Origin of the sequence: Pseudomonas sp. GL-B-19 (genome assembly GCF_019956415.1) — a bacterium.
Classification (GTDB): domain Bacteria; phylum Pseudomonadota; class Gammaproteobacteria; order Pseudomonadales; family Pseudomonadaceae; genus Aquipseudomonas.
Genome location: NZ_JAHBDK010000020.1, coordinates 64,151 through 84,608 on the forward strand (window position 1 = coordinate 64,151; position 20,458 = coordinate 84,608).

A 20,458-nucleotide genomic window follows, 5' to 3' on the forward strand; every position below is an offset into this window, starting at 1 on the left:
CGCGTCGTCCCGGTACGTTGAAGGTTTGGCGAGGTTATGAGGATGGCAGTGAGCTGTCAATGAAAAAACATACGCTTGTTTGAAATGGCCGCTACAGAGCTGCTGCCGGAGCTTTCACGGCTGGTCGCCGGGCTGGCGCATGGGTATGCTGAACACATCCCGCGCGTGTTTAAGCCGCGCATCGTTATGAAGGAGTCACTGTGGAGTTTTTGTCCGAGTACGCCAGCTTTCTGGCCAAGACTGTGACACTGGTGATCGCCATTCTGGTGGTCCTGGCCAGTTTTTCGGCATTGCGCAGCAAAGGCCGACGCAAGTCGGCCGGCCAGTTGCAAGTCAGCAAACTAAATGATTTCTACAAAGGGCTGCGCGAACGCCTGGAGCAAACCTTGCTCGACAAGGACCAGCTCAAGGCCTTGCGCAAGTCCCAGGCTAAATCCGAGAAAAAGCAAAAGAAAACCCACGAGACCAAACAACGCGTGTTCGTGCTGGATTTCGATGGCGACATCAAAGCCTCGGCCACCGAGAACCTGCGCCACGAAATTACTGCGCTGCTGACGCTGGCTACACCCAAGGATGAAGTGGTGCTGCGTCTGGAAAGCGGTGGCGGCATGGTTCACAGCTACGGCCTGGCGTCCTCGCAACTGGCGCGCATCCGCAATGCGGGCGTGCCATTGACCATCTGCATCGACAAGGTTGCGGCCAGCGGCGGCTACATGATGGCGTGCATCGGCGAGAAGATCATCAGCGCGCCGTTTGCGATCCTCGGCTCGATCGGTGTGGTGGCGCAACTGCCCAACGTCAATCGCTTGCTGAAAAAACACGACATCGATTTCGAAGTGCTGACGGCCGGCGAATACAAACGCACCCTGACCGTGTTTGGCGAAAACACCGAAAAGGGTCGCGAGAAGTTCCAGGAAGACCTGGACATCACTCATCAGCTGTTCAAGAACTTCGTCTCGCGTTATCGCCCGCAATTGGCCATCGATGAAGTGGCCACCGGTGAAATCTGGCTCGGTGTCGCCGCCCTCGACAAACAACTGGTCGACGAACTCAAAACCAGTGATGAATACCTCGCCGACCGGGCAAAAAATGCCGAGCTCTTTCACCTGCACTACGCCGAGCGAAAAAGCCTGCAAGAGCGTATTGGCATGGCGGCCAGCGGTTCGGTCGATCGCGTTTTGCTGACTTGGTGGAGCCGGTTGACCCAGCAACGCTTCTGGTAATCGCCAGCGCATCATCGTTTTGAAGAAGAAACCGGGGCTCATGTCCCGGTTTCTTTTTTTGTGGGGGAGAGGGAGCTTCAGCTCCGTTCACATTCCTGCCTCAACTTGCGAAATTTCCTAAGACGGCTGTCGACCCGTTCCTGCATCCGATTGAATGGCGGGGGGGGTAGGGTGATGTTCCAAATGCTCGCAATGGAATGCACATGACCGACCTCCATCAAGACAACGTCGCCGGCCCGCTACGTATGCGCGACGAGCTCAACGCCGCCGTGAACATCGCCCTGCCGCAAACCCCTGGTCAATTTGGTGCCCGCTTGATCAAGGAGAAGTGGGGGGCGGATATCGATCCGCAGACGGCCTTGCTGGTCACGCTCGATTACGACTACAAGGGCCATCCCGCACAGAACGGCATTCACCAAGGGCAAGTGGCGAGTTCGCAATCGCTGCTGCAAGCGCTGCTTTCCAACTATCAAACCGTGGGTGACGGACGTTTCGCGGAAACCGCGTTTGGCCTGTACACCCCGCCGGGCCTCGGGCCTTCCATTCGAATCGTGCAGCATGTCGACGAGTTCGCTGACCACGGCAGCGGCAATCACCAGACCTATGAAGGCATTTATCGCCAAACGACCCCGCAAACCTACGGGCCATCGACGCAGATCACCTTAAAACCCGCAGACTTCAAGAAATGGGTCTGGGAACTGGATTTGCAGGGTTTGTACAAGGCGTATCTCTATCAGGCCTGGTCGTCTGACGAGACGATCATTGCGCCGCCACCCTATGCGTTGAGGACATCGGTCAAAGCGGCATTTGTCATGACCGCCTGGTTGCAGCGACATGAACAACGCCTGAGTGAAGATGGCCTGAAGCTCGCGATAAAGGCAGCAGGATTGCCGGTGGATCAGGCATGGGAAACGCTGACGATCGAATCGCTGCAAGCACCCACCCGTATCCCACCCACGGTCACGGCGAGCCGAATAAAGCTGTATCGCTACACCGCGACCGACATCTGGACCTTTCGTGTCGCCGCCAGCCCCAGGGTGTTGATGTACGTCCCGGGCAATTCTTCACCACTGCACGATTTCGCCGACGTTTCGCAGTTGCACCAATGGGTGGTGAAGCAGAGCAACGCCAGTTCCACGAAGCAGGCCCTGGCTTCTCACTTTATCGAAGATGATCGACAAGACGGCACCTTCCACGCAGGTGTGCTGACGGCGTTGGACGGCATGGCGATTTACCCCCAAAAGCACTGGCTGACGAACAATGCCGGCTTCTTCAACAATGATGGTTATTGGGATCCCGCCGAGTACGTCGGTTTCGACGATCAAGCCCCTGCGACCGATCCGTTTGCACAGTTGGTATTGACCATGAAGCAGGCGGCTTGGGGGAGCGTCAAAACCATTCGAAACGACGCGCAAGTCAACCGTGACAATTTGAGCACAGTAATTGAGCCGCTCGTGCAATGGATAAACCAGTTTGGGCCGCTGGCACTGTTTGTACCGGGGGGAGAAGGCGTATTGGCGCTAGCCGGGCTCATCGACGCCGGTTACGGGCTGGATCAGGCCGTGAACGGTGAAACGCCGGGCCAGCGCAAAGAGGGCGTAACGCGCACGGTGTTTGGCTTGCTCAATGCGCTGCCGCTGGCAGGCGCAGGGGCGGATGTTAGCGTTGGAAGGGCTGAGGCCAAAGCACTTGGGCCAAGTGAACACGTCGCCCTCGTAACGCCGGCCGAGGACAGTGTGGCAGCGCCTTCCAGGCTATCGCGGCTGGAGCTGATCCGCGGCATCGGCCCCTCGGTCGCGTCATTCAGCGATGAAGTCCTGGCGCAGATCGGCAAGGTCCGCGCAGTAGACGACGACATGCTGCGCTTGATGAACGCCGGCCGGCCACCGACGCCATTGCTGGCTGACACGATCAGCCGCTTCAAGCTCGATCAGGAACTGGGGCCGGTCGGTCAAACCGGATTATTCAATAGTCGTTACGCCGCGCTGCAGCAATCGGAGCATAAATGGGTCCAGCTGTTTCAGCGTCAATACCCGGGGCTTCCCAAAAGCGCCATTGAGCAAATGCTCGACCGATACGGCGTAGACATCCGCGCGACGCCCGACGTCAGCGAGGTCAAGCAAGTGTTCAAGCGCCTGGACAGCAAGGCCCGTCAGTACCAGCAGCATGTGCGCGTGAATCGTGCCTACGAAGGCCTTTACCTTGGGTCGGTCGCCAATGCCGAGACGGACGCGTTGGCGTTGCACTCCCTTCAGAATGTACCTGGATGGCCCAAAAATCTTCGGATAAACATTCTTGACCATTCGCCTTCCGGGCGGGTTCTGGACAGCTGCGGTCCACTCGATGCTGCTAACACTCGAATCCTCGTCAGGGCAGAAGATTGCTATCAGCCCCCGGCCTTGCCATCGGACTTCTACGAGGCTGTCCTCGCCATCCTGTCCAAGGACGAACGCTCGGCGTTACACCTGACGTCTGATGATCCCGCCAATGAATTGCGGCTCAAGGTCGGCGCGGTGGCGCTGCCTCGTTCGCAAACCCTGCTCGGGTTGCAAAGGATGGACAGCGGACTGACATTTGAGCCTCAGGGATTGCGCGGCGGAGGTTACCCGTCGACGCCTCAAGGCCAAGCCATGACCCGCGAGATGATGAGGTTGCAGCTCAAGGATATTTACCCCAACTTCACCTCTGCGCAGGCTGATGAAGTACTGCAACGCGTGGGCAATAACGCTCAGGTCTATATCGATGGGTTGAACCAGCAATTGCAACAACTCCACACCGATTTGAGCAGTTGGATAGCTCGGGTCGCCGATGATGTTGATGACATGGACCTTCCCTTTCTGGTCGTGGGCGATGCAGCGGCGGAGGATTTGAGCCCGGCACAGATCGCAATGTACAACGTCCAACTCGTGATGGATGAGCGGCAAGACGAACGCGCCCTAAGGAGTGAACTCGCCGAAGAGCTGGTCGCCATCTGGCACAAGCGTGTAGGGGCTCTACCTGTCACGCTGGATATGAACTTTGAGAACTATCACCGATTGCCCGCATTGAATGTCAATTTCGACGATGTGACCGAGCTATTGATGCGTGGCTTCCACCTGACTGAGCAGGATAGTTTGAACGGGTTTCTCGAGCGCTTTCCAAACCTCGAGATATTGAATCTGGAAAGCGTGGACTTGCGTCATTTCTTCGTGGGCGGTGATATGGGTCGCTCTTTGCCGCTGGCAATCGGTCAATTGACACATCTTCGCACTCTGAACCTGCGAGCAACCGAGTTGGTATTCACCGACAGTGCCGCTTCACAACTGCGTGACCTGACCCATCTGCAAACGTTGGACTTGAGCGATAACCCTTTGGGTGTGCCACCGCTGGTGATGGGCATGAACGATCTGCGTCAGCTCAACCTGAGAAATACTCAAATCACCCGATGCCCGATCGGTATCAAGGATGAGCCCTATCTGACGTCTCTCGATTTACGGGATAACCAAATAACCCGGATACCGTCTGCTGTAATAAACCAGGCAGTCGAAGATGATCGTGTGCTGCTATTGGGGAATCCGCTGACAGACGAAGACACACTACGCCGGCTGGTCAGCCATAGAGAGCGAACAGGAATCAATTTATGGCTCAGCGCGCCCGGTGCCAACTATGGCTCGCCGATTGTATGGCTGCGAGACTACGACGTAGCGTTGCAACAGTCCCGACAGGCCCTTTGGCAACGACTGGCGGGCAAACCTTCTGGCACACGGTTTTTAGCCGTCATCGACAGGCTGAGTCTGACGGCTGACTTTCAGGTCAGTTACTTGTCGCTACAGGCGCGAGTCTGGCGGTTGCTGAACGAGGCCGATGCTTCTGAGGGAATGTGGAATCGATTAAGTCGCAGCAGCGGGCGCTTTGATCATCCGATGGCGGCTTTCATGGCACTGGAGGAGCGTGCCAATCTTTAACTTAAAGCAGGAGGGGAGCCTTGAACCCCGCAAGGGGTTCAAGGTTTGACCATCAGCGGCGACGGAACAGCGGCAGCGGCTCGTCGGTGGCGGCTTGATAGCTCACCGAGAAGTCCTTGAGACCTTCCAAGGCTTCGTACGGGTCTTTGTCGGCGCGTATTGCAAACGCATCGAAACCGCAGCGATGCAGATAGAACAACTGGTCGCGCAGAATATCGCCAATTGCCCGCAGTTCACCTTTGAAACCGTAACGGTCACGCAGCAGGCGTGCGTTGGAGTAGTTGCGGCCGTCGGTGAAGGCCGGGAAGTTCAGGGCGATGACTTTGAACTGATCAACGTCATCGCCGATTTCTTCAGCTTCTTCATCGGCATCCAGCCACACACCCAAGCCGCCATCGCGAGCCTTGAGCATACGGCTGTGTTCGCGCCACAGCTGCAACGGGACGATCAGGTCATCGCAGTTGCTGATCTCGTCGATGTTGAAGTCCTTGGGCAACAAGTGCCAGGTTTCATCGACGACCTCGTTGTTCTTAATTATTCGCTGCATAGACGCGCTCCTTGAAGAGGTCGATGCCAATACGCTGATAGGTGTCGATGAAACGCTCGTCTTCGGTACGTTGTTCGATGTACACGTCGATCAGCTTTTCGATCACGTCAGGCATGGCTTCCTGGGCAAAGGACGGGCCAAGGATTTTACCCAGGCTGGCGTCACGACTGGCGCTGCCACCGAGGGACACCTGGTAGAACTCTTCGCCTTTCTTGTCCACCCCGAGGATGCCGATGTGGCCGACGTGGTGGTGACCACAGGCGTTCATGCAGCCGGAGATGTTCAGGTCCAGTTCGCCGATGTCGAACAGGTAGTCCAGGTCATCGAAACGACGCTGGATCGATTCGGCAATCGGGATCGACTTGGCGTTGGCCAGCGAGCAGAAGTCACCGCCCGGGCAGCAGATGATGTCGGTCAGCAAGCCAATGTTCGGCGTGGCGAAACCTTGCTCGCGCAACTCGCCCCACATCGCGAACAGTCGGGACTGTTCCACGTCGGCGAGAATGATGTTCTGTTCGTGGGACGTACGCAGTTGACCGTAGCTGTAACGATCGGCCAGGTCGGCCACGGCGTCGAGCTGCTTGTCGGTGATGTCGCCCGGTGCCACACCGGTTGGCTTCAGGGACAGGGTTACGGCCACATAGCCCGGCTTCTTGTGCGCCAGGGTATTGCGCGTGCGCCAGCGGGCGAAACCCGGGTGCTGCTGGTCGAGCTCGGCCAGTTCGGCGGTTTGGTTGTCCAGCGCCTTGTAGTCCGGGTCGACGAAGTGCTTGGCAACACGCTGCAGTTCGGCCTCGGTCAGCGTGGTCTGGCCACCACGAAGGTGCTCCATTTCCGCGTCGACCTTTTGCGCGAAGACTTCAGGCGTCAGCGCCTTGACCAGAATCTTGATGCGTGCCTTGTACTTGTTGTCGCGACGACCATAGCGGTTGTAGACCCGCAGGATGGCGTCGAGGTAGCTCAACAGGTCTTGCCACGGCAGGAATTCATTGATGAACGCGCCCACTACTGGCGTACGGCCCAGGCCACCACCGACCAATACACGGAAGCCCAGTTCGCCTGCGGCGTTGTGCACGGGCTCAAGGCCAATGTCATGAACTTCGATGGCGGCACGGTCAGACGTCGAACCGTTGACAGCGATCTTGAATTTACGCGGCAGGTAGGCGAATTCCGGGTGGAACGTGGTCCACTGACGGACGATCTCGCACCATGGGCGCGGATCGATCAATTCATCGGCGGCGACACCGGCGAACTGGTCGGTGGTGACGTTGCGCAGGCAGTTGCCGCTGGTCTGGATCGCGTGCATCTGCACGGTCGCCAGTTCAGCGAGAATGTCCGGAATGTCTTCCACGGCCGGCCAGTTGAACTGCACGTTCTGCCGGGTGCTGATATGGGCATAGCCCTTGTCATAGTCGCGGGCAATTTTGGCCATCATTCGCACTTGGCGCGAAGTCAGTTGGCCGTAAGGCACCGCCACTCGCAACATCGGCGCGAAACGCTGGATATAAAGCCCGTTTTGCAGGCGCAGGGGGCGGAATTCTTCTTCGCTCAGCTCCCCTGCCAGATAGCGTCGGGTCTGATCACGGAACTGCTTGACGCGGTCCTCGATGATCCGCTGATCGTATTCGTCGTATACGTACATATAAGTCCTGTTCTCAGGCTTGGGTCGCTCGGATACAGCTGCGTTTTTGTGCTTGCCGCAGTCCAAGAACCTCTGCAATTCTGCGCGCACGGCCGCGCTCTCCCTACGGAGCCGGGGCAAGATACCAGTTTGCGGTTATGCGCAAAAGTGATGTTTGAGTATATGTAAAGAACCAAAGTGACTAACAAGAAACGTTATGACTAAACCCTTATTTGTGATGCGGGCAATCGTCGTCTTTACTGTGGTCGAGTCTTTGTGCAATCACCGATAAAACCGACAAGAGGCGATGCAATGAGCAACCCTACCAAAGCTACAAAGCCTGACAGTACGGTCGATGCTTGGGCGATCTTGTTTCTGATCATCCTGGTCGTGGGCACGGCGGTATTCTGGGTCAGCCATCAATAACCGACCCCGTCCGGGTCCCGTTCCGACGATTGTCGGACAAAAACCGGAATAAACGCCGTTTTACGGAACCTCACTGGCTATAATGCGCGGCGGAGTTTCTGGGGGCTCGGACGTTAATGTTGAAGTTTTTCTACACCTTCCTGTTGATGCTTTGCGCGGTTTACGGACCGGCTGCGCGTGCGGAATCGGTGCTGTTCCTGAGCCCTGGCTCCACTCAGGAAGCCTTCTGGCTCAGTTACTCGCAATTCATGCAGGCAGCTGCCAGAGATTTGGGCATCGACCTGCGGATTCTTTATTCTCAGCGCATGCCGGAACTCACGGTGGCGCAAGCCCGTCTGGCGCTGCAAGGGCCTGATCGCCCGGACTATCTGGTTTTCGTCAACGAACAGTACGTCGCCCCGCAAATCGTGCGTCTGGCCCAAGGCAGCGGTGTAAAGCTGTTCATGGTCAATGCCGCGTTGACGCCAAACCAGCAATCCCTGTTAGGTGAGCGCGCGGACCAACTGGACAGTTTGGTGCCTAACGACGAGGAGGGCGGTTACCTGATGCTCAAAGAGCTGATCCGCCAGCATCCACCGGCTTCGCGAGATCAGCCCATTGAGTTGCTGGCGTTCTCCGGTCTGAAAATCACGCCTACGGCGCAACTGCGCGAACAAGGGATGATGCGCGCCTTGGCCGAGCACCCTGAAGTGCGTTTGCGCCAATTGGTTTATAGCGGCTGGACCCGTGGCCGCGCCTATGAGCAGGCGAAAATGTTGTTCCGGCGCTATCCGAAAGTCTCTCTGATATGGTCAGCCAACGACGAAATGGCCTTCGGCGCGATGCAGGCATTTGCAGAGACCGGTGGGCAACCTGGCAAAGACGCGTTTTTCAGCGCAGTCAACGCTTCTCCCTCTGCGTTACAAGCGATAATCGACGGTCGCCTGAGTGTGCTGCTGGGCGGTCACTTCACGTTGGGGGGCTGGGCGCTGGTGCAATTGCATGACCAGGAGCGGGGCGTCGATCTCGATCAGTATGGCGGCCGCCAACGGCTGATCCCGCTGCTGCAACTGATCGACAAGGCGCAAGCCAAACAGCTGCTGGCCTTGGGGGCATCGCCGGATTATGGCGTGAACTTCCGTCGACTTTCGGCCAAGGGGCGACCAACGTCTTATCGTTACCCGTTCAACCTGCAAACGTTGATGCGCTAAACCCCGGCAAGATGCACCACCAGTTGCACGATGCCGTACAGGGTCAACGCGAACACTGCGGTGAATAAAATCCCCAGAATCACGAAATGACTCGGTTTGCCGTGAGTGAAGTCCCGAGCCCGATTCTTCCCGCTCTGCACCCCGAACGCGGCGGCCATGACGCTGTGCAGCATCTGCCAGAAGGTCGGCGGTTTGTTGTCGACTGGATCGTCCATAAATCCCTCGTCACGTATGTATGAGCCATAAGCATAGACCTACGGCGGACACAAACAACTGTGGGAGCAAGCCTGCTCGCGATGGGGTCCTTTCAGTCAAAACAATATTGACTGTCAAGCCGCTATCGCGAGCAGGCTCGCTCCCACAGGGGATTACTGCTGGCCACAGTATTGTGGCCAGGTAGCTGACTTAGTTGTCGTAACCCAGGTTTGGCGCCAACCAACGCTCGGTCACGCTCAACTCCTGACCTTTACGCGACGTGTAGCTTTGCACCTGGTCCTTGTCGATCTTGCCCACGGCAAAGTACTGCGCCTGCGGGTGAGCGAAGTACCAGCCACTGACCGCCGCCGCCGGGAACATCGCATAGTGCTCGGTGAGGAACACGCCGCTACGACCGGCCTTCAGCTCTTCAGCCTCCGGATCCAGCAGTTTGAACAGCGTGGACTTCTCGGTGTGATCCGGGCACGCCGGGTAGCCCGGGGCAGGGCGGATGCCGGTGTATTGCTCTTTGATCAACGCCTCGTTGTCGAGCGTCTCGTCCTTGGCGTAACCCCAGTAGTCTTTACGGACCTGCTGGTGCAGCCATTCGGCGCAAGCCTCGGCCAAGCGGTCGGCCAACGCCTTGACCATGATCGAGTTGTAATCGTCGCCAGCATCCTGGTAAGCCTTGGCCACTTCTTCGGCACCAATGCCGGCGGTGGTGATGAAGCCGCCCACGTAGTCGGTGACTTCGCTGTCCTTCGGCGCGACGAAGTCGGCCAGGGAGAAGTTCGGCTTGCCATCGGTCTTGATAATCTGCTGGCGCAGGTGATGCAACTTGGCAATCGCCTTGCCATCATCGCCATAGACTTCAATGTCATCGTCACGCACCTGGTTGGCCGGCCAGAAGCCGAACACCGCACGGGCGCTGATGAGTTTTTCGTCGATCAGCTTGGCGAGCATTTCCTGGGCATCGGCGTACAGCGAGGTAGCGGCTTCACCGACCACTTCGTCTTCGAGAATGCGCGGGAATTTGCCGGCCAGGTCCCAGGAGATAAAGAACGGCGTCCAGTCGATGTATTCGGCCAGAACCTTGAGGTCGATGTTGTCCAGCACTTTGGAGCCGGTAAACGTCGGTTTGACCGGTTCGTAGGTGCCCCAGTCGAACTGCGGCTTCTTGGCGATGGCCGCTGGGTAGCTCAGGCGTTCGGTGCGCGCGCTGCGGTTGGCGGTGCGTTCGCGAACGTCGATATATTCCAGGCGGGTTTTCTCGACGAACGCCGGTTTCAGTTCCTTGGACAGCAACTGCGTTGCCACGCCGACGGCGCGGGAGGCGTCGGTGACGTAGATCACCGCGTCGTTGCTGTATTTAGGCTCGATTTTTACTGCCGTGTGGGCCTTGGAGGTGGTCGCGCCACCGATCATCAACGGCAGGTAAAAGTCCTGACGCTGCATTTCGCGGGCGACGTGGACCATTTCATCCAGCGAAGGCGTGATCAGGCCGGACAGGCCGATGATGTCGCACTTCTGCTCTTTGGCCACTTGCAGGATTTTTTCTGCCGGCACCATCACACCGAGGTCGACGATGTCGTAGCCATTACAACCGAGCACCACGCCGACAATGTTTTTGCCGATGTCATGTACGTCGCCTTTTACCGTCGCCATCAGGATCTTGCCCTTGGCTTGCGGTTTGTCGCCTTTTTCCAGTTCGATGAACGGGATCAAGTGCGCCACAGCCTGCTTCATTACACGGGCGGATTTCACCACCTGCGGCAGGAACATTTTGCCGGCGCCGAACAGGTCGCCGACGATGTTCATGCCGGACATCAGCGGGCCTTCGATCACTTCAATCGGGCGAGCGAAGGACTGGCGCGATTCCTCGGTGTCTTCAACGATGTGCGTGGTGATGCCCTTGACCAGCGCATGCTCCAGGCGCTTGTTGACGGGCCAGCCGCGCCATTCTTCGGTCTCGGCTTCCTTGACGCTGCCGTCGCCCTTGTACTTGTCGGCGATGGCGAGGAGGGCGTCGGTGCCTTCCGGGGTGCGGTTGAGGATCACGTCTTCGACGGCGTCGCGCAGCTCTTGCGGGATCTGGTCGTAGATCTCCAGCTGGCCGGCGTTGACGATGCCCATGGTCAGGCCGTTGCGGATCGCATACAGCAGGAACACCGAGTGGATGGCCTCGCGCACCGGGTTGTTGCCACGGAACGAGAACGACACGTTGGACACGCCGCCCGAGGTCAACGCGTACGGCAGCTCGTCGCGGATGTAGGCGCAGGCGTTGATGAAGTCCACGGCGTAGTTGTTGTGTTCTTCAATGCCGGTGGCCACGGCGAAGATGTTCGGGTCGAAGATGATGTCTTCCGGCGGGAAGCCGACTTCGTTGACCAGAATGTCGTAGGAGCGTTTGCAGATTTCTTTCTTGCGCGCTTCGGTGTCGGCCTGGCCGGCCTCGTCGAACGCCATCACCACTACTGCGGCGCCGTAGCGCTTGCACAGTTTGGCGTGATGGATGAACTGCTCGACGCCTTCTTTCATGCTGATCGAGTTGACGATGCCCTTGCCCTGGATGCACTTGAGGCCGGCTTCGATCACCTCCCACTTCGAGGAGTCGATCATGATCGGCACGCGGGAGATGTCCGGCTCACCGGCAATCAGATTGAGGAAGGTCACCATGGCCTTCTTCGAATCGAGCATCCCTTCGTCCATGTTGATGTCGATCACCTGGGCGCCGGCTTCGACCTGCTGCAGGGCGACTTCCAGGGCTTCGGTGTAATTGTCTTCACGGATCAAACGAGCAAACTTGGCGGAACCGGTGATGTTGGTCCGTTCGCCGACGTTGACGAACAACGAGTTGCGATCGATGGTGAACGGTTCCAGGCCCGAGAGGCGGCAGGCTTTGGGGATTTCCGGAATTTCACGCGGTGCGTAACCGGCCACGGCTTTAGCGATGGCTTCGATGTGGCCTGGCGTGGTGCCGCAGCAGCCACCGACAATGTTCAGGAAACCGCTTTGGGCGAACTCTTCGATGACCTTGGCGGTGTCCACCGGCAGCTCGTCGTACTCGCCGAATTCGTTCGGCAAACCGGCGTTCGGGTGTGCGGAAACATGGGTGCCGGCCTTATTCGACAGCTCTTCCAGGTACGGGCGCAGCTCGCTGGCACCCAGGGCGCAGTTCAGACCAACCGAGATCGGCTTGGCGTGGGCCACGGAGTTCCAGAACGCTTCGGTGGTCTGGCCGGAGAGGGTGCGGCCGGAGGCGTCGGTGATGGTGCCGGAAATCATGATCGGCAACTCGATGCCCAGCTCTTCGAACACACCTTGTACGGCGAAGATCGCCGCTTTGGCGTTCAGGGTGTCGAAGATGGTTTCGATCAGGATCAGGTCGGCGCCGCCTTCGATCAGGCCCTTGGTGGATTCGGTGTAGTTCTCCACCAATTCATCAAAGGTCACGTTGCGGTAGCCGGGGTTGTTCACGTCTGGCGACAGCGAGCAGGTGCGGCTGGTCGGGCCCAGTACGCCAGCGACGAAGCGCGGCTTGTCCGGGGTTTCCAGGGTCTTGGCGTCGGCCACCTTGCGGGCCAGGCGTGCGCCTTCTACGTTTAACTCATACGCCAGGGCTTGCATGCCGTAGTCGGCCAGGGAAATCTGGGTGGCGTTGAAGGTGTTGGTTTCCAGAATGTCGGCGCCGGCATCCAGATAAGCTTTCTCGATGCAACCAATCACATCCGGGCGGGTCAGCACCAACAGGTCGTTGTTGCCTTTGACATCGCTTGGCCAGTCAGCAAAGCGTTTGCCACGGTAATCCTGTTCTTCGAGCTTGTAGCTCTGGATCATCGTGCCCATGCCGCCATCGAGAATCAGGATGCGCTCTTTGAGGGCGTGCTTGAGAGCTTGAAGGCGAACACTGCGATCGGACATTTGGACTACTCGGAAAGACCATGACGAAGGGGCGGGATCATAGCAAACCTGTGCGCTTTTAGAGCATGCCCCGGTTTTTCATGAATATCGTTCATGTTGGTACGGGCGTCCACCCGGTAGAATCGCGGCGATTTTTCATGATTGGGACCAGGGACATGTCGTATCGCGTCATCATCAGCATGTTTATGCTGCTTCTAAGCTGGGACGCCGCTGCGCAAGGTCCGGCCATTTCCTCTGCTATTTCCTACAGCCGCGACATACAACCGATCTTTACCGAAAAGTGCGTCGCCTGCCACGCGTGCAATGACGCCGCCTGTCAGCTCAACCTCGGCAGTGGCGAAGGGGCGGCACGTGGCGCCACGAAAGTCCCGGTCTATGACGGCGATCGCGTTACCGCCGCCGCACCGACCCGGCTGTTTTACGATGCCTTCGGCAAGCACGCCTGGCAGCAAAAGGGATTTTTCCCCGTGCTCGACGCCCAAGGCAGTCAGGCGGCGTTGATGGCGCGGATGCTTGAACTGGGCCACAAAACCCCGCTGCAACCCAACGCTAAAATTCCGCAAGACATCGTGCTGGGGCTGAACCGGGAAAACATGTGCGCCATGCCGGCGCAATTCGATGGTTACGCCCGTTCGCATCCCAAAGAGGGCATGCCGCTTGCCGTCACCGGCCTGACCGATCAGCAATACCAGACGCTGCAACGTTGGCTGGCGTCGGGTGCGCCGATTGATGAGCAGGGGCTGGTGCCGAGCGCGAAAGAAGCGTTGCAGGTTGTGCAGTGGGAAAACCTGCTCAACGCGCCTGGCTCCCGGCAGAGCCTGGTGGCGCGTTGGCTGTTCGAGCACTGGTTTCTTGCGCATATCTACTTCAAGGACGGCGAGCCAGGGCACTTCTTCCAGTGGGTGCGTTCCCGTACGCCAACCGGTCAGCCGATTGACCTGATCACCACACGCCGCCCGAATGACGACCCCGGCACTCAGGTGTATTACCGCCTGTGGCCGGTACAGGGGGTGATTGTGCAGAAGACCCACATCACCTATCCGCTGAGTGCGGCGAAGATGGCGCGGGTCAAAAGCCTGTTTTACAGCGGCAACTGGCAGGTCGATGCCTTTCCGGGTTACGGGCCGGAGCGGCGGGCCAATCCGTTTGCTACGTTTGAAGCGATCCCGGCGCAGGCGCGTTACCAGTTCATGCTCGATAACGCTGAATACTTCGTGCGCACCTTCATTCGCGGCCCGGTGTGTCGTGGCCAGATTGCCACCGATGTGATCCGAGATAACTTCTGGGCGCTGTTTCAGGCCCCTGAACATGACCTCTATGTTATCGACCCCAACTATCGCGGCCAGGCCACGCCGTTGCTGGCGATGCCCGGTCAAAACGATGACGTCGGCAGTGTCTTGAGCCTGTGGCATGACTACCGCGACAAACGTAACGAGTACGAAGCGCTGCGCCGGGACAGCTACGCCGATGCATTGGCGCCCAGCTGGTCGACCTTGTGGGCGGGGAATGACAACGCGCTGTTGAGCATCTTCCGGCATTTCGACAGTGCTTCGGTGAACAAGGGCCTGATCGGTGATGTGCCGCAAACGATGTGGCTGTTCGACTTCCCGCTGCTGGAACGCACCTACTATCAACTGGCGGTGAACTTTGATGTGTTCGGCAACGTTTCCCATCAGGCCCAGACCCGTCTGTACTTCGACCTGATCCGTAACGGCGCCGAGCAGAACTTTCTACGCCTGATGCCGGCCGATTCGCGGGACGGCTACCTCGACGATTGGTACCAGAACAGCGGCAAGTTAAAGATGTGGCTGGATTACGAGGCCATTGATGACGACAAGCCGACCGCGCTGAAACTCGACGAGAAAGACCCCAAGCGCGACTTCGCCCTGCAGTTGCTGGCCCGTTACGGCGATCTCAATGCCAAGCCCGATCCGATCAACCGGTGCGAAGGCGCGTATTGCTCGCGGCCAAATATCGACCCCGCCTTGCAGAGCGCTGAGCAGGCCTTGAGTCGCCTGACTTCGCGCCCGGCGGCCGGATTGAAGGTCATCGACCAGTTGCCGGAAGCGACGATGTTGCGCATCGAAACGGCGAGCGGCAAACGCGAGGTCTACAGCCTGCTGCGCAACCGCGCCCACAGCAACGTGGCGTTCCTGATCGGTGAGTCGTTGCGCTATCAGCCGGGGCTCGACACGCTGACCATTTTCCCGGGCGTGCTCAGCAGCTATCCGAATTTCATGTTCAACATTCCGGCCGACCAGGTGCCGGCCTTCGTCGATGCGATGGAAAGCGCCAAGGATACCGACAGCTTCGAGAAAATCGTCGAACGTTGGGGGATTCGCCGCAGTCATCCGCAATTCTGGTTCTATTTCCACGACCTCAGCCAGTACGTCCACGAGACGGACCCGGTGGAAGAGGGCGTGCTGGACATGAATCGCTACGAAAACCTTTGATTCACCGCAATCCCCTGTAGGAGCTGGCTTGCCAGCGAAGAGGCCGTCAAATTCAGCATATATGTTGATTGATCCGACGCCTTCGCGAGCAAGCTCGCTCCTACAGGAGAGCAGAGTTTCTTTCCCGACAAAAATACTAGGACTTTGTGCGGCGCGTTGATTGGCGTAAACTGCGCCCAAGCCTGCGAGGAGTTTCCATGACCGCTATAACCATTACCGACGCCGCCCACGATTATCTGGCTGACCTGCTCTCCAAGCAGAACACCCCGGGTATCGGCATCCGCGTCTTTATCACCCAGCCTGGCACCCAGTACGCCGAAACCTGCATTGCCTACTGCAAGCCGGGCGAAGAAAAACCTGAAGACACGGCGTTGGGGCTGAAAAGCTTCACGGCCTACATCGACTCGTTCAGCGAAGCCTTTCTGGACGATGCGGTGGTCGACTACGCCACCGACCGCATGGGCGGCCAGCTGACCATCAAGGCGCCAAACGCCAAAGTGCCGATGGTCAACGCCGACAGCCCGGTCAACGAGCGCATCAATTACTACCTGCAAACCGAGATCAACCCGGGGCTGGCGAGCCACGGCGGTCAGGTTAGCCTTATCGATGTGGTCGAAGACGGCATTGCCGTTCTGAAATTCGGCGGTGGTTGCCAAGGCTGCGGCCAGGCGGACGTGACCCTGAAGGAAGGCATCGAGCGCACCTTGCTTGAGCGAATTCCTGAATTGAAGGGTGTGCGCGACGTGACTGACCACACGCAGAAAGAAAACGCCTACTACTAAGGTGTTCGCTGCGAAAGTAAAAAACGGCACCCGTGAGTGCCGTTTTTTTATGGGTGAAATTCACTGGCCCCTTCGACTTGCTCGCGAAGGGGCCCTATGGGCGATAGAGATGCGCATGCCCCGCGCGATACAGCGAAGACTCGCTAAAGTGGTCACTGCCCAACACCCGTCCCACCAGAATCAACGCCGTACGTCGAAACCCCTTGGCTTCAACCTTCCCGGCAATGTCCTCAAGCGTCCCCACCACCCAATCCTGATCTGGCCACGTCGCCCGGTGAATCACCGCAATGGGGCAGTCCGCGCCGTAATGCGGCAGTAGTTGCGCAAGGATTTTCTCCAGGTGGTTCACGCCCAAATGAATGGCCATAGTCGCCCCGTGTTGCGCCAGACTGCCCAGTTCTTCCCCGGCCGGCATGGCGGTCTTGTCGGCGTAGCGGGTCAGGATCACGCTCTGCGAAATGTCCGGAAGGGTCAGTTCCGCCCCTAAAAGCGCCGCACACGCCGCCGTCGCCGTGACACCCGGAACGATTTCAAAAGGAATATCGAGCTCGCGCAGGTAGCGAATCTGCTCGCCAATCGCGCCATACAGGCTCGGATCGCCGGAATGCACCCGCGCCACGTCCTGGCCGTTGGCGTGGGCAGTTTTGATCAGTTCAATGATCTGTTCCAGGTGTAATTCGGCACTGTTGACCACCTGTTCGGCGCGATGGCCTTCCAGCACGGCCGCAGGTACCAGGGAGCCGGCGTAGATGATCACCGGGCAGCTGCGAATCAGCCGTTGGCCTTTGACCGTGATCAGTTCCGGGTCGCCGGGCCCTGCGCCAATGAAGTAGACGGTCATCGTCGATTCCTGTGAAAAAAGAGGCTGGGCAAGGCTTCAGATGAAGATTGCTCATGATCGAATGCGCGAGTATCAGGGATATTACGCAGCGCCGGCCAACGCCAAGGTCGCCTGAGCGTATTTTTGTCGGGATATCAGCAGTTTCACCGGGACTTGGGCCAACTGTTCGGCCAGTGCCAGGGCGGCACTTTCCGCTACGCCATAGCAGCCGGTACGCTCGAAGGCGATTTCTGAATGGTGGGTGAGTTTGGGGTGATAACCGGCCAATTGTTCACTGCTGAAAAACGTCAACGGCAGCGCAAGTTGTGCGGCCAGCTCGATCAGGCCCAATTCGTCGCGCTTCAGGTCAATGCTGGCCAGGGCCTTTATCTCGTGAAGTCCGATTTGATGAGCCTGTAATGCCTGATCAAGCAATGCCCGCAACGTGCTGACAGGGCAGCCGCGCTGGCAGCCCAGGCCGACCACTAACGTCGGCACTGTGCTGGCATTTGTCATGCGTGGTATTGGCCATCGCTTTTGCGGCGGAACAACCAGGCACTGATCAGGCCCAAGGCCAGCCAGAACGCTACGTTGGTCAGCTGCGAAGCGATTTTGAACTGTGCTTCCAGGGCTTCTGGCGCAAGCATCGAATGCACTTCAGGTTGTGGTGCGCCGATGACATGCGGAACGGCCAGGATCGCCACGCCCAACACCTTCATCAGCCAATGGCGGCTGAACACGATCAGGGTGATACCGGCTGCTGTGGACGCCGCAGTGCCGATCCACCAGATCTGCCGTTGCGCCAGATCGGCCGCGGCAGTGCCCGGCAATTCAGGCGGCAGGCCGAGGGTCGGTGCGAGAACAAACGTCGCGTAACCGGCCAGGCCCCAGAGCAGGCCTTGTGCGGTGCTGTTTGGCGCACGTAAGGTGTAGAGGCCGGCAAGCATCAGGGCAAAACCGACGGCCACCACCAGGTTGCCGCCGGTAGTCGACAGCACGCGCTGCCAGCCATCTTCCGGCTCCCAGGCCTCGGCGTCGTGGGTATGGCCGGCCATGGCGCCCTCGGCGTGTTCATGGGGTTGAACCAGCGCCGGCTCGGTTTTTTCGTAGGATTCCGCCTGAAGAATCAACGGTGCGACCCAGAAGCTTTGCAGCAGGGTCAGTAGCAGGGCGGCCAGCAGCCCGGTGAACCCTGCGGTTTGCGCAATACGCTTGATCATTTCGGCTGCTCTCAATGGCACGGGAAAGCAGAGCTGTGACGGGTATCGTGCGCGGCGTTGTGCACCGCCTCGATGTGCGAGAAACCGGCGAAATACACAAGGCTAGCACCAAGGATCGACGCACACACGGCGGCGGTCAGGCGTTGAGTCAGGGTTGTGGTGGTGCTGGCGGTGCTCTTGTCCGTGTTGCTGCCGGTACTGCTGATAATCGACATGGCGCATCCCTCTGGTGTGTCAGCGGGTGAAAAGAGCGCATGGAAAACCCCTGCGAGTCGGGCACGCAGACGTTCAAACAGCGCCCGCCCACCGCGGGTTTGTTGTTCAGTGACCGTAGCGGTCACTTTGTGTTGCGGGCCGGTCTCCGGGCTCACGAGGGGCGCAGGCTTTCGCCTTGACCTGCAAGCATCACCTTCCCATGCCGAACTGCTGGCACAGTGGATTTGATGCTTCGCTCGCTTACCGTTGCGGGGGCAGCACCGGACTGACATGGCTTTGAGTAAAGCACATGATTCACCGGTTTCCCGTTTCACCCTGTGAAGGGCACCCGTAACAAAGTGCGTAGGAAAGCATGGGCGGGGGATACGCGTCAATTGGCAAGGGTTCGCAACTCGGGATTGTGTCGCCTCAATCGCGGGCAAGCCTTGCTCCTACAAGTGCGCGAAGGAGCAAGGCTTGCCCGCGCTGGCGTCCCGATGGCCGCCACAAGACATTGACCCGCCCCAGCGCGATGCGTAGCCTTGCGCTTTCGAGGTTCTTCGGCGTTTAGCCGAAGCTAAGAAGGGAACGCGGTCAATGCCGCGGCTGCCCCCGCAACTGTGAACGGTTCAGTTTCTGCCATGCCACTGCATGCGCCAGCCATGGCGCGAGCGGGAAGGCGCAGCAACCGCCAGTCAAACGACTGGCCAGCCGTCAGCCAGGAGACCTGCCTCGACACAGATTCTCACTTTCAACCGGGCGGGGTGATCCGGTGGCGAACTCTTCAGGCACGTGCATCCGCGTTGCCGGTCGTCGTCCCGTATGCCCGCCACCTTGCCAAAGGGCATCCGATGAAAACACTGGCCAAACTCCCCGTCACCATCGTTACCGGCTTCCTCGGTTCGGGTAAAACCACCTTGCTGCGGCACATGCTCGACAACGCTCAGGGCCGTCGCATTGCGGTGATCGTCAACGAGTTTGGCGAGTTGGGCATCGACGGCGAAATCCTCAAGCAGTGCTCCATCGGCTGCACCGAAGAAGAAGCCAACGGCCGCGTTTATGAATTGGCCAACGGCTGCCTGTGCTGCACAGTTCAGGAAGAATTCTTCCCGGTGATGCGCGAACTGGTGGCCCGTCGCGGTGACCTCGACCATATCCTCATCGAAACCTCGGGCCTGGCCCTGCCCAAGCCGCTGGTTCAAGCCTTCCAGTGGCCGGAAATCCGCAGCGCTTGCACCGTTGATGCGGTGATCACCGTGGTCGACAGCCCGGCCGTCGCCGCCGGCACCTTCGCCGCGTTCCCCGATCAAGTGGATGCCCAACGCAAACTCGATCCGAACCTGGACCACGAATCGCCGCTGCACGAACTGTTCGCCGACCAGCTGGCTAGCGCCGATCTGGTTATTCTCAACAAGGCCGACCTGATCAACCCTGTAGACTTGGCCCGCGTGCGCCTCGAAGTCGCCGAAGAACTGCCGCCAGCGGTAAAAATCATCGAGGCCAGCAGCGGCCGTCTGCCACTGGATGTTTTGATCGGCCTCGGTGCCGGCTCCGAAGAACACATCGACAGCCGTCACAGCCATCACGATCATCACCACGACGGTGATGACCATGACGACCACGATCACGATGCTTTCGACTCGATCTCCCTCGAACTGCCGCAAGCCGACGAAAGCCTGCTGCTGGATGCGCTAACCCAACTGGTGGTCCAGCACGGCATCCTGCGCGTCAAAGGCTTCGCCGCGATCCCGAACAAGCCGATGCGCTTGCTGATTCAGGGCGTGGGCACGCGTTTCGACAAGCATTTCGACCGTCAGTGGGGCGCCGATGAAGCGCGCACCACGCGCCTGGTGTTGATCGGCCAGGATCTGGACGCCGCTCAACTCGAAGCGCAATTGCGCGCCGCGCTCAGCGTTTAAGC

Annotated in this window: 14 protein-coding genes and 2 riboswitches; of the genes, 6 read left to right on the top strand and 8 right to left on the bottom strand. The window is 58.8% G+C overall.

Annotated features, from left to right (window positions below):
- Window positions 1-200: 200 nt before the first annotated feature.
- Entirely contained in the window at window positions 201-1,223 is a 1,023-nt protein-coding gene (gene sohB / locus KGB06_RS06980; protein ID WP_223513136.1) for a protease SohB, read from the top strand.
- Window positions 1,224-1,426: 203 nt separating this feature from the next.
- Entirely contained in the window at window positions 1,427-5,167 is a 3,741-nt protein-coding gene (locus tag KGB06_RS06985) for a dermonecrotic toxin domain-containing protein (protein WP_223513140.1), read from the top strand.
- A 52-nt stretch (window positions 5,168-5,219) separates the two neighbouring features.
- On the opposite strand, the gene KGB06_RS06990 is transcribed toward KGB06_RS06985, so the two are convergent.
- Both KGB06_RS06990 and KGB06_RS06995 read right to left on the bottom strand, forming a co-directional pair.
- Window positions 5,220-5,714, bottom strand: a complete 495-nt coding sequence (locus tag KGB06_RS06990) for a DUF934 domain-containing protein (RefSeq protein ID WP_223513142.1) — start codon at window positions 5,712-5,714, stop codon at window positions 5,220-5,222.
- Window positions 5,698-7,356 carry a nitrite/sulfite reductase gene (locus KGB06_RS06995; protein WP_223513146.1) on the bottom strand — a complete coding sequence of 553 codons (1,659 nt, stop codon included), beginning with the start codon at window positions 7,354-7,356 and terminating at the stop codon, window positions 5,698-5,700. The genes KGB06_RS06990 and KGB06_RS06995 overlap by 17 nt, the downstream gene beginning before the upstream one ends.
- 521 nt (window positions 7,357-7,877) lie before the next feature.
- On the opposite strand from KGB06_RS06995, the gene KGB06_RS07000 reads away from it, so the two are divergent.
- Window positions 7,878-8,951, top strand: coding sequence for an ABC transporter substrate-binding protein (locus KGB06_RS07000; RefSeq protein WP_223513148.1), 1,074 nt, complete (start codon window positions 7,878-7,880; stop codon window positions 8,949-8,951).
- On the opposite strand, the gene KGB06_RS07005 is transcribed toward KGB06_RS07000, so the two are convergent.
- Window positions 8,948-9,166 (bottom strand): DUF2970 domain-containing protein, encoded by a 219-nt coding sequence (locus KGB06_RS07005; RefSeq protein WP_046820154.1) that lies wholly within the window; start codon window positions 9,164-9,166, stop codon window positions 8,948-8,950. The genes KGB06_RS07000 and KGB06_RS07005 overlap by 4 nt on opposite strands.
- A gap of 190 nt (window positions 9,167-9,356) precedes the next feature.
- Entirely contained in the window at window positions 9,357-13,067 is a 3,711-nt protein-coding gene (metH, locus tag KGB06_RS07010) for a methionine synthase (protein ID WP_223513149.1), read from the bottom strand.
- Window positions 13,068-13,222: 155 nt separating this feature from the next.
- Here metH and KGB06_RS07015 point away from each other — a divergent pair, with 155 nt between their 5' ends.
- Together KGB06_RS07015 and nfuA are read left to right on the top strand one after the other, a co-directional pair.
- Complete coding sequence (locus KGB06_RS07015; protein ID WP_223513150.1) at window positions 13,223-15,520, top strand: fatty acid cis/trans isomerase; 2,298 nt, start codon at window positions 13,223-13,225, stop codon at window positions 15,518-15,520.
- A gap of 197 nt (window positions 15,521-15,717) precedes the next feature.
- Complete coding sequence (gene nfuA / locus KGB06_RS07020) at window positions 15,718-16,302, top strand: Fe-S biogenesis protein NfuA (protein WP_007946504.1); 585 nt, start codon at window positions 15,718-15,720, stop codon at window positions 16,300-16,302.
- A gap of 94 nt (window positions 16,303-16,396) precedes the next feature.
- Here the strand turns inward: nfuA and cobM are convergent, their stop codons facing one another.
- The 4 genes from cobM to KGB06_RS07040 all read right to left on the bottom strand — a co-directional run bounded on the left by cobM (window position 16,397) and on the right by KGB06_RS07040 (window position 18,557).
- Entirely contained in the window at window positions 16,397-17,143 is a 747-nt protein-coding gene (cobM, locus tag KGB06_RS07025) for a precorrin-4 C(11)-methyltransferase (RefSeq protein WP_223513151.1), read from the bottom strand.
- 81 nt (window positions 17,144-17,224) lie between these two features.
- A complete protein-coding gene (locus KGB06_RS07030; protein ID WP_223513152.1) occupies window positions 17,225-17,638 on the bottom strand; it encodes a cobalamin biosynthesis protein in 414 nt (137 codons plus the stop codon).
- A complete protein-coding gene (locus tag KGB06_RS07035; protein ID WP_223513153.1) occupies window positions 17,635-18,342 on the bottom strand; it encodes a CbtA family protein in 708 nt (235 codons plus the stop codon). The genes KGB06_RS07030 and KGB06_RS07035 overlap by 4 nt, the downstream gene beginning before the upstream one ends.
- Before the next feature lie 11 nt (window positions 18,343-18,353).
- Window positions 18,354-18,557, bottom strand: a complete 204-nt coding sequence (locus tag KGB06_RS07040) for a CbtB domain-containing protein (RefSeq protein ID WP_223513157.1) — start codon at window positions 18,555-18,557, stop codon at window positions 18,354-18,356.
- A 119-nt stretch (window positions 18,558-18,676) separates the two neighbouring features.
- A riboswitch (cobalamin riboswitch) is annotated at window positions 18,677-18,905 on the bottom strand.
- A 168-nt stretch (window positions 18,906-19,073) separates the two neighbouring features.
- Window positions 19,074-19,287: riboswitch (cobalamin riboswitch) on the top strand.
- Between the two features lie 101 nt (window positions 19,288-19,388).
- On the opposite strand from KGB06_RS07040, the gene cobW reads away from it, so the two are divergent.
- Complete coding sequence (cobW, locus tag KGB06_RS07045) at window positions 19,389-20,456, top strand: cobalamin biosynthesis protein CobW (RefSeq protein WP_317849349.1); 1,068 nt, start codon at window positions 19,389-19,391, stop codon at window positions 20,454-20,456.
- The last annotated feature ends 2 nt before the right edge of the window (window positions 20,457-20,458 follow it).

What these genes read in the sequence shown, in the direction of transcription:
- KGB06_RS07035 (WP_223513153.1), bottom strand. Translation starts at nt 18,342, where the DNA reads ATGATCAAGCGTATTGCGCAAACCGCAGGGTTCACCGGGCTGCTGGCC.
- KGB06_RS06995 (WP_223513146.1), bottom strand. Translation starts at nt 7,356, where the DNA reads ATGTACGTATACGACGAATACGATCAGCGGATCATCGAGGACCGCGTC.
- cobM (WP_223513151.1), bottom strand. Translation starts at nt 17,143, where the DNA reads ATGACCGTCTACTTCATTGGCGCAGGGCCCGGCGACCCGGAACTGATC.
- cobW (WP_317849349.1), top strand. Translation starts at nt 19,389, where the DNA reads ATGAAAACACTGGCCAAACTCCCCGTCACCATCGTTACCGGCTTCCTC.
- KGB06_RS07030 (WP_223513152.1), bottom strand. Translation starts at nt 17,638, where the DNA reads ATGACAAATGCCAGCACAGTGCCGACGTTAGTGGTCGGCCTGGGCTGC.
- nfuA (WP_007946504.1), top strand. Translation starts at nt 15,718, where the DNA reads ATGACCGCTATAACCATTACCGACGCCGCCCACGATTATCTGGCTGAC.
- KGB06_RS07005 (WP_046820154.1), bottom strand. Translation starts at nt 9,166, where the DNA reads ATGGACGATCCAGTCGACAACAAACCGCCGACCTTCTGGCAGATGCTG.
- KGB06_RS07015 (WP_223513150.1), top strand. Translation starts at nt 13,223, where the DNA reads ATGTCGTATCGCGTCATCATCAGCATGTTTATGCTGCTTCTAAGCTGG.
- KGB06_RS06985 (WP_223513140.1), top strand. Translation starts at nt 1,427, where the DNA reads ATGACCGACCTCCATCAAGACAACGTCGCCGGCCCGCTACGTATGCGC.
- metH (WP_223513149.1), bottom strand. Translation starts at nt 13,067, where the DNA reads ATGTCCGATCGCAGTGTTCGCCTTCAAGCTCTCAAGCACGCCCTCAAA.
- KGB06_RS07000 (WP_223513148.1), top strand. Translation starts at nt 7,878, where the DNA reads ATGTTGAAGTTTTTCTACACCTTCCTGTTGATGCTTTGCGCGGTTTAC.
- KGB06_RS07040 (WP_223513157.1), bottom strand. Translation starts at nt 18,557, where the DNA reads ATGTCGATTATCAGCAGTACCGGCAGCAACACGGACAAGAGCACCGCC.
- KGB06_RS06990 (WP_223513142.1), bottom strand. Translation starts at nt 5,714, where the DNA reads ATGCAGCGAATAATTAAGAACAACGAGGTCGTCGATGAAACCTGGCAC.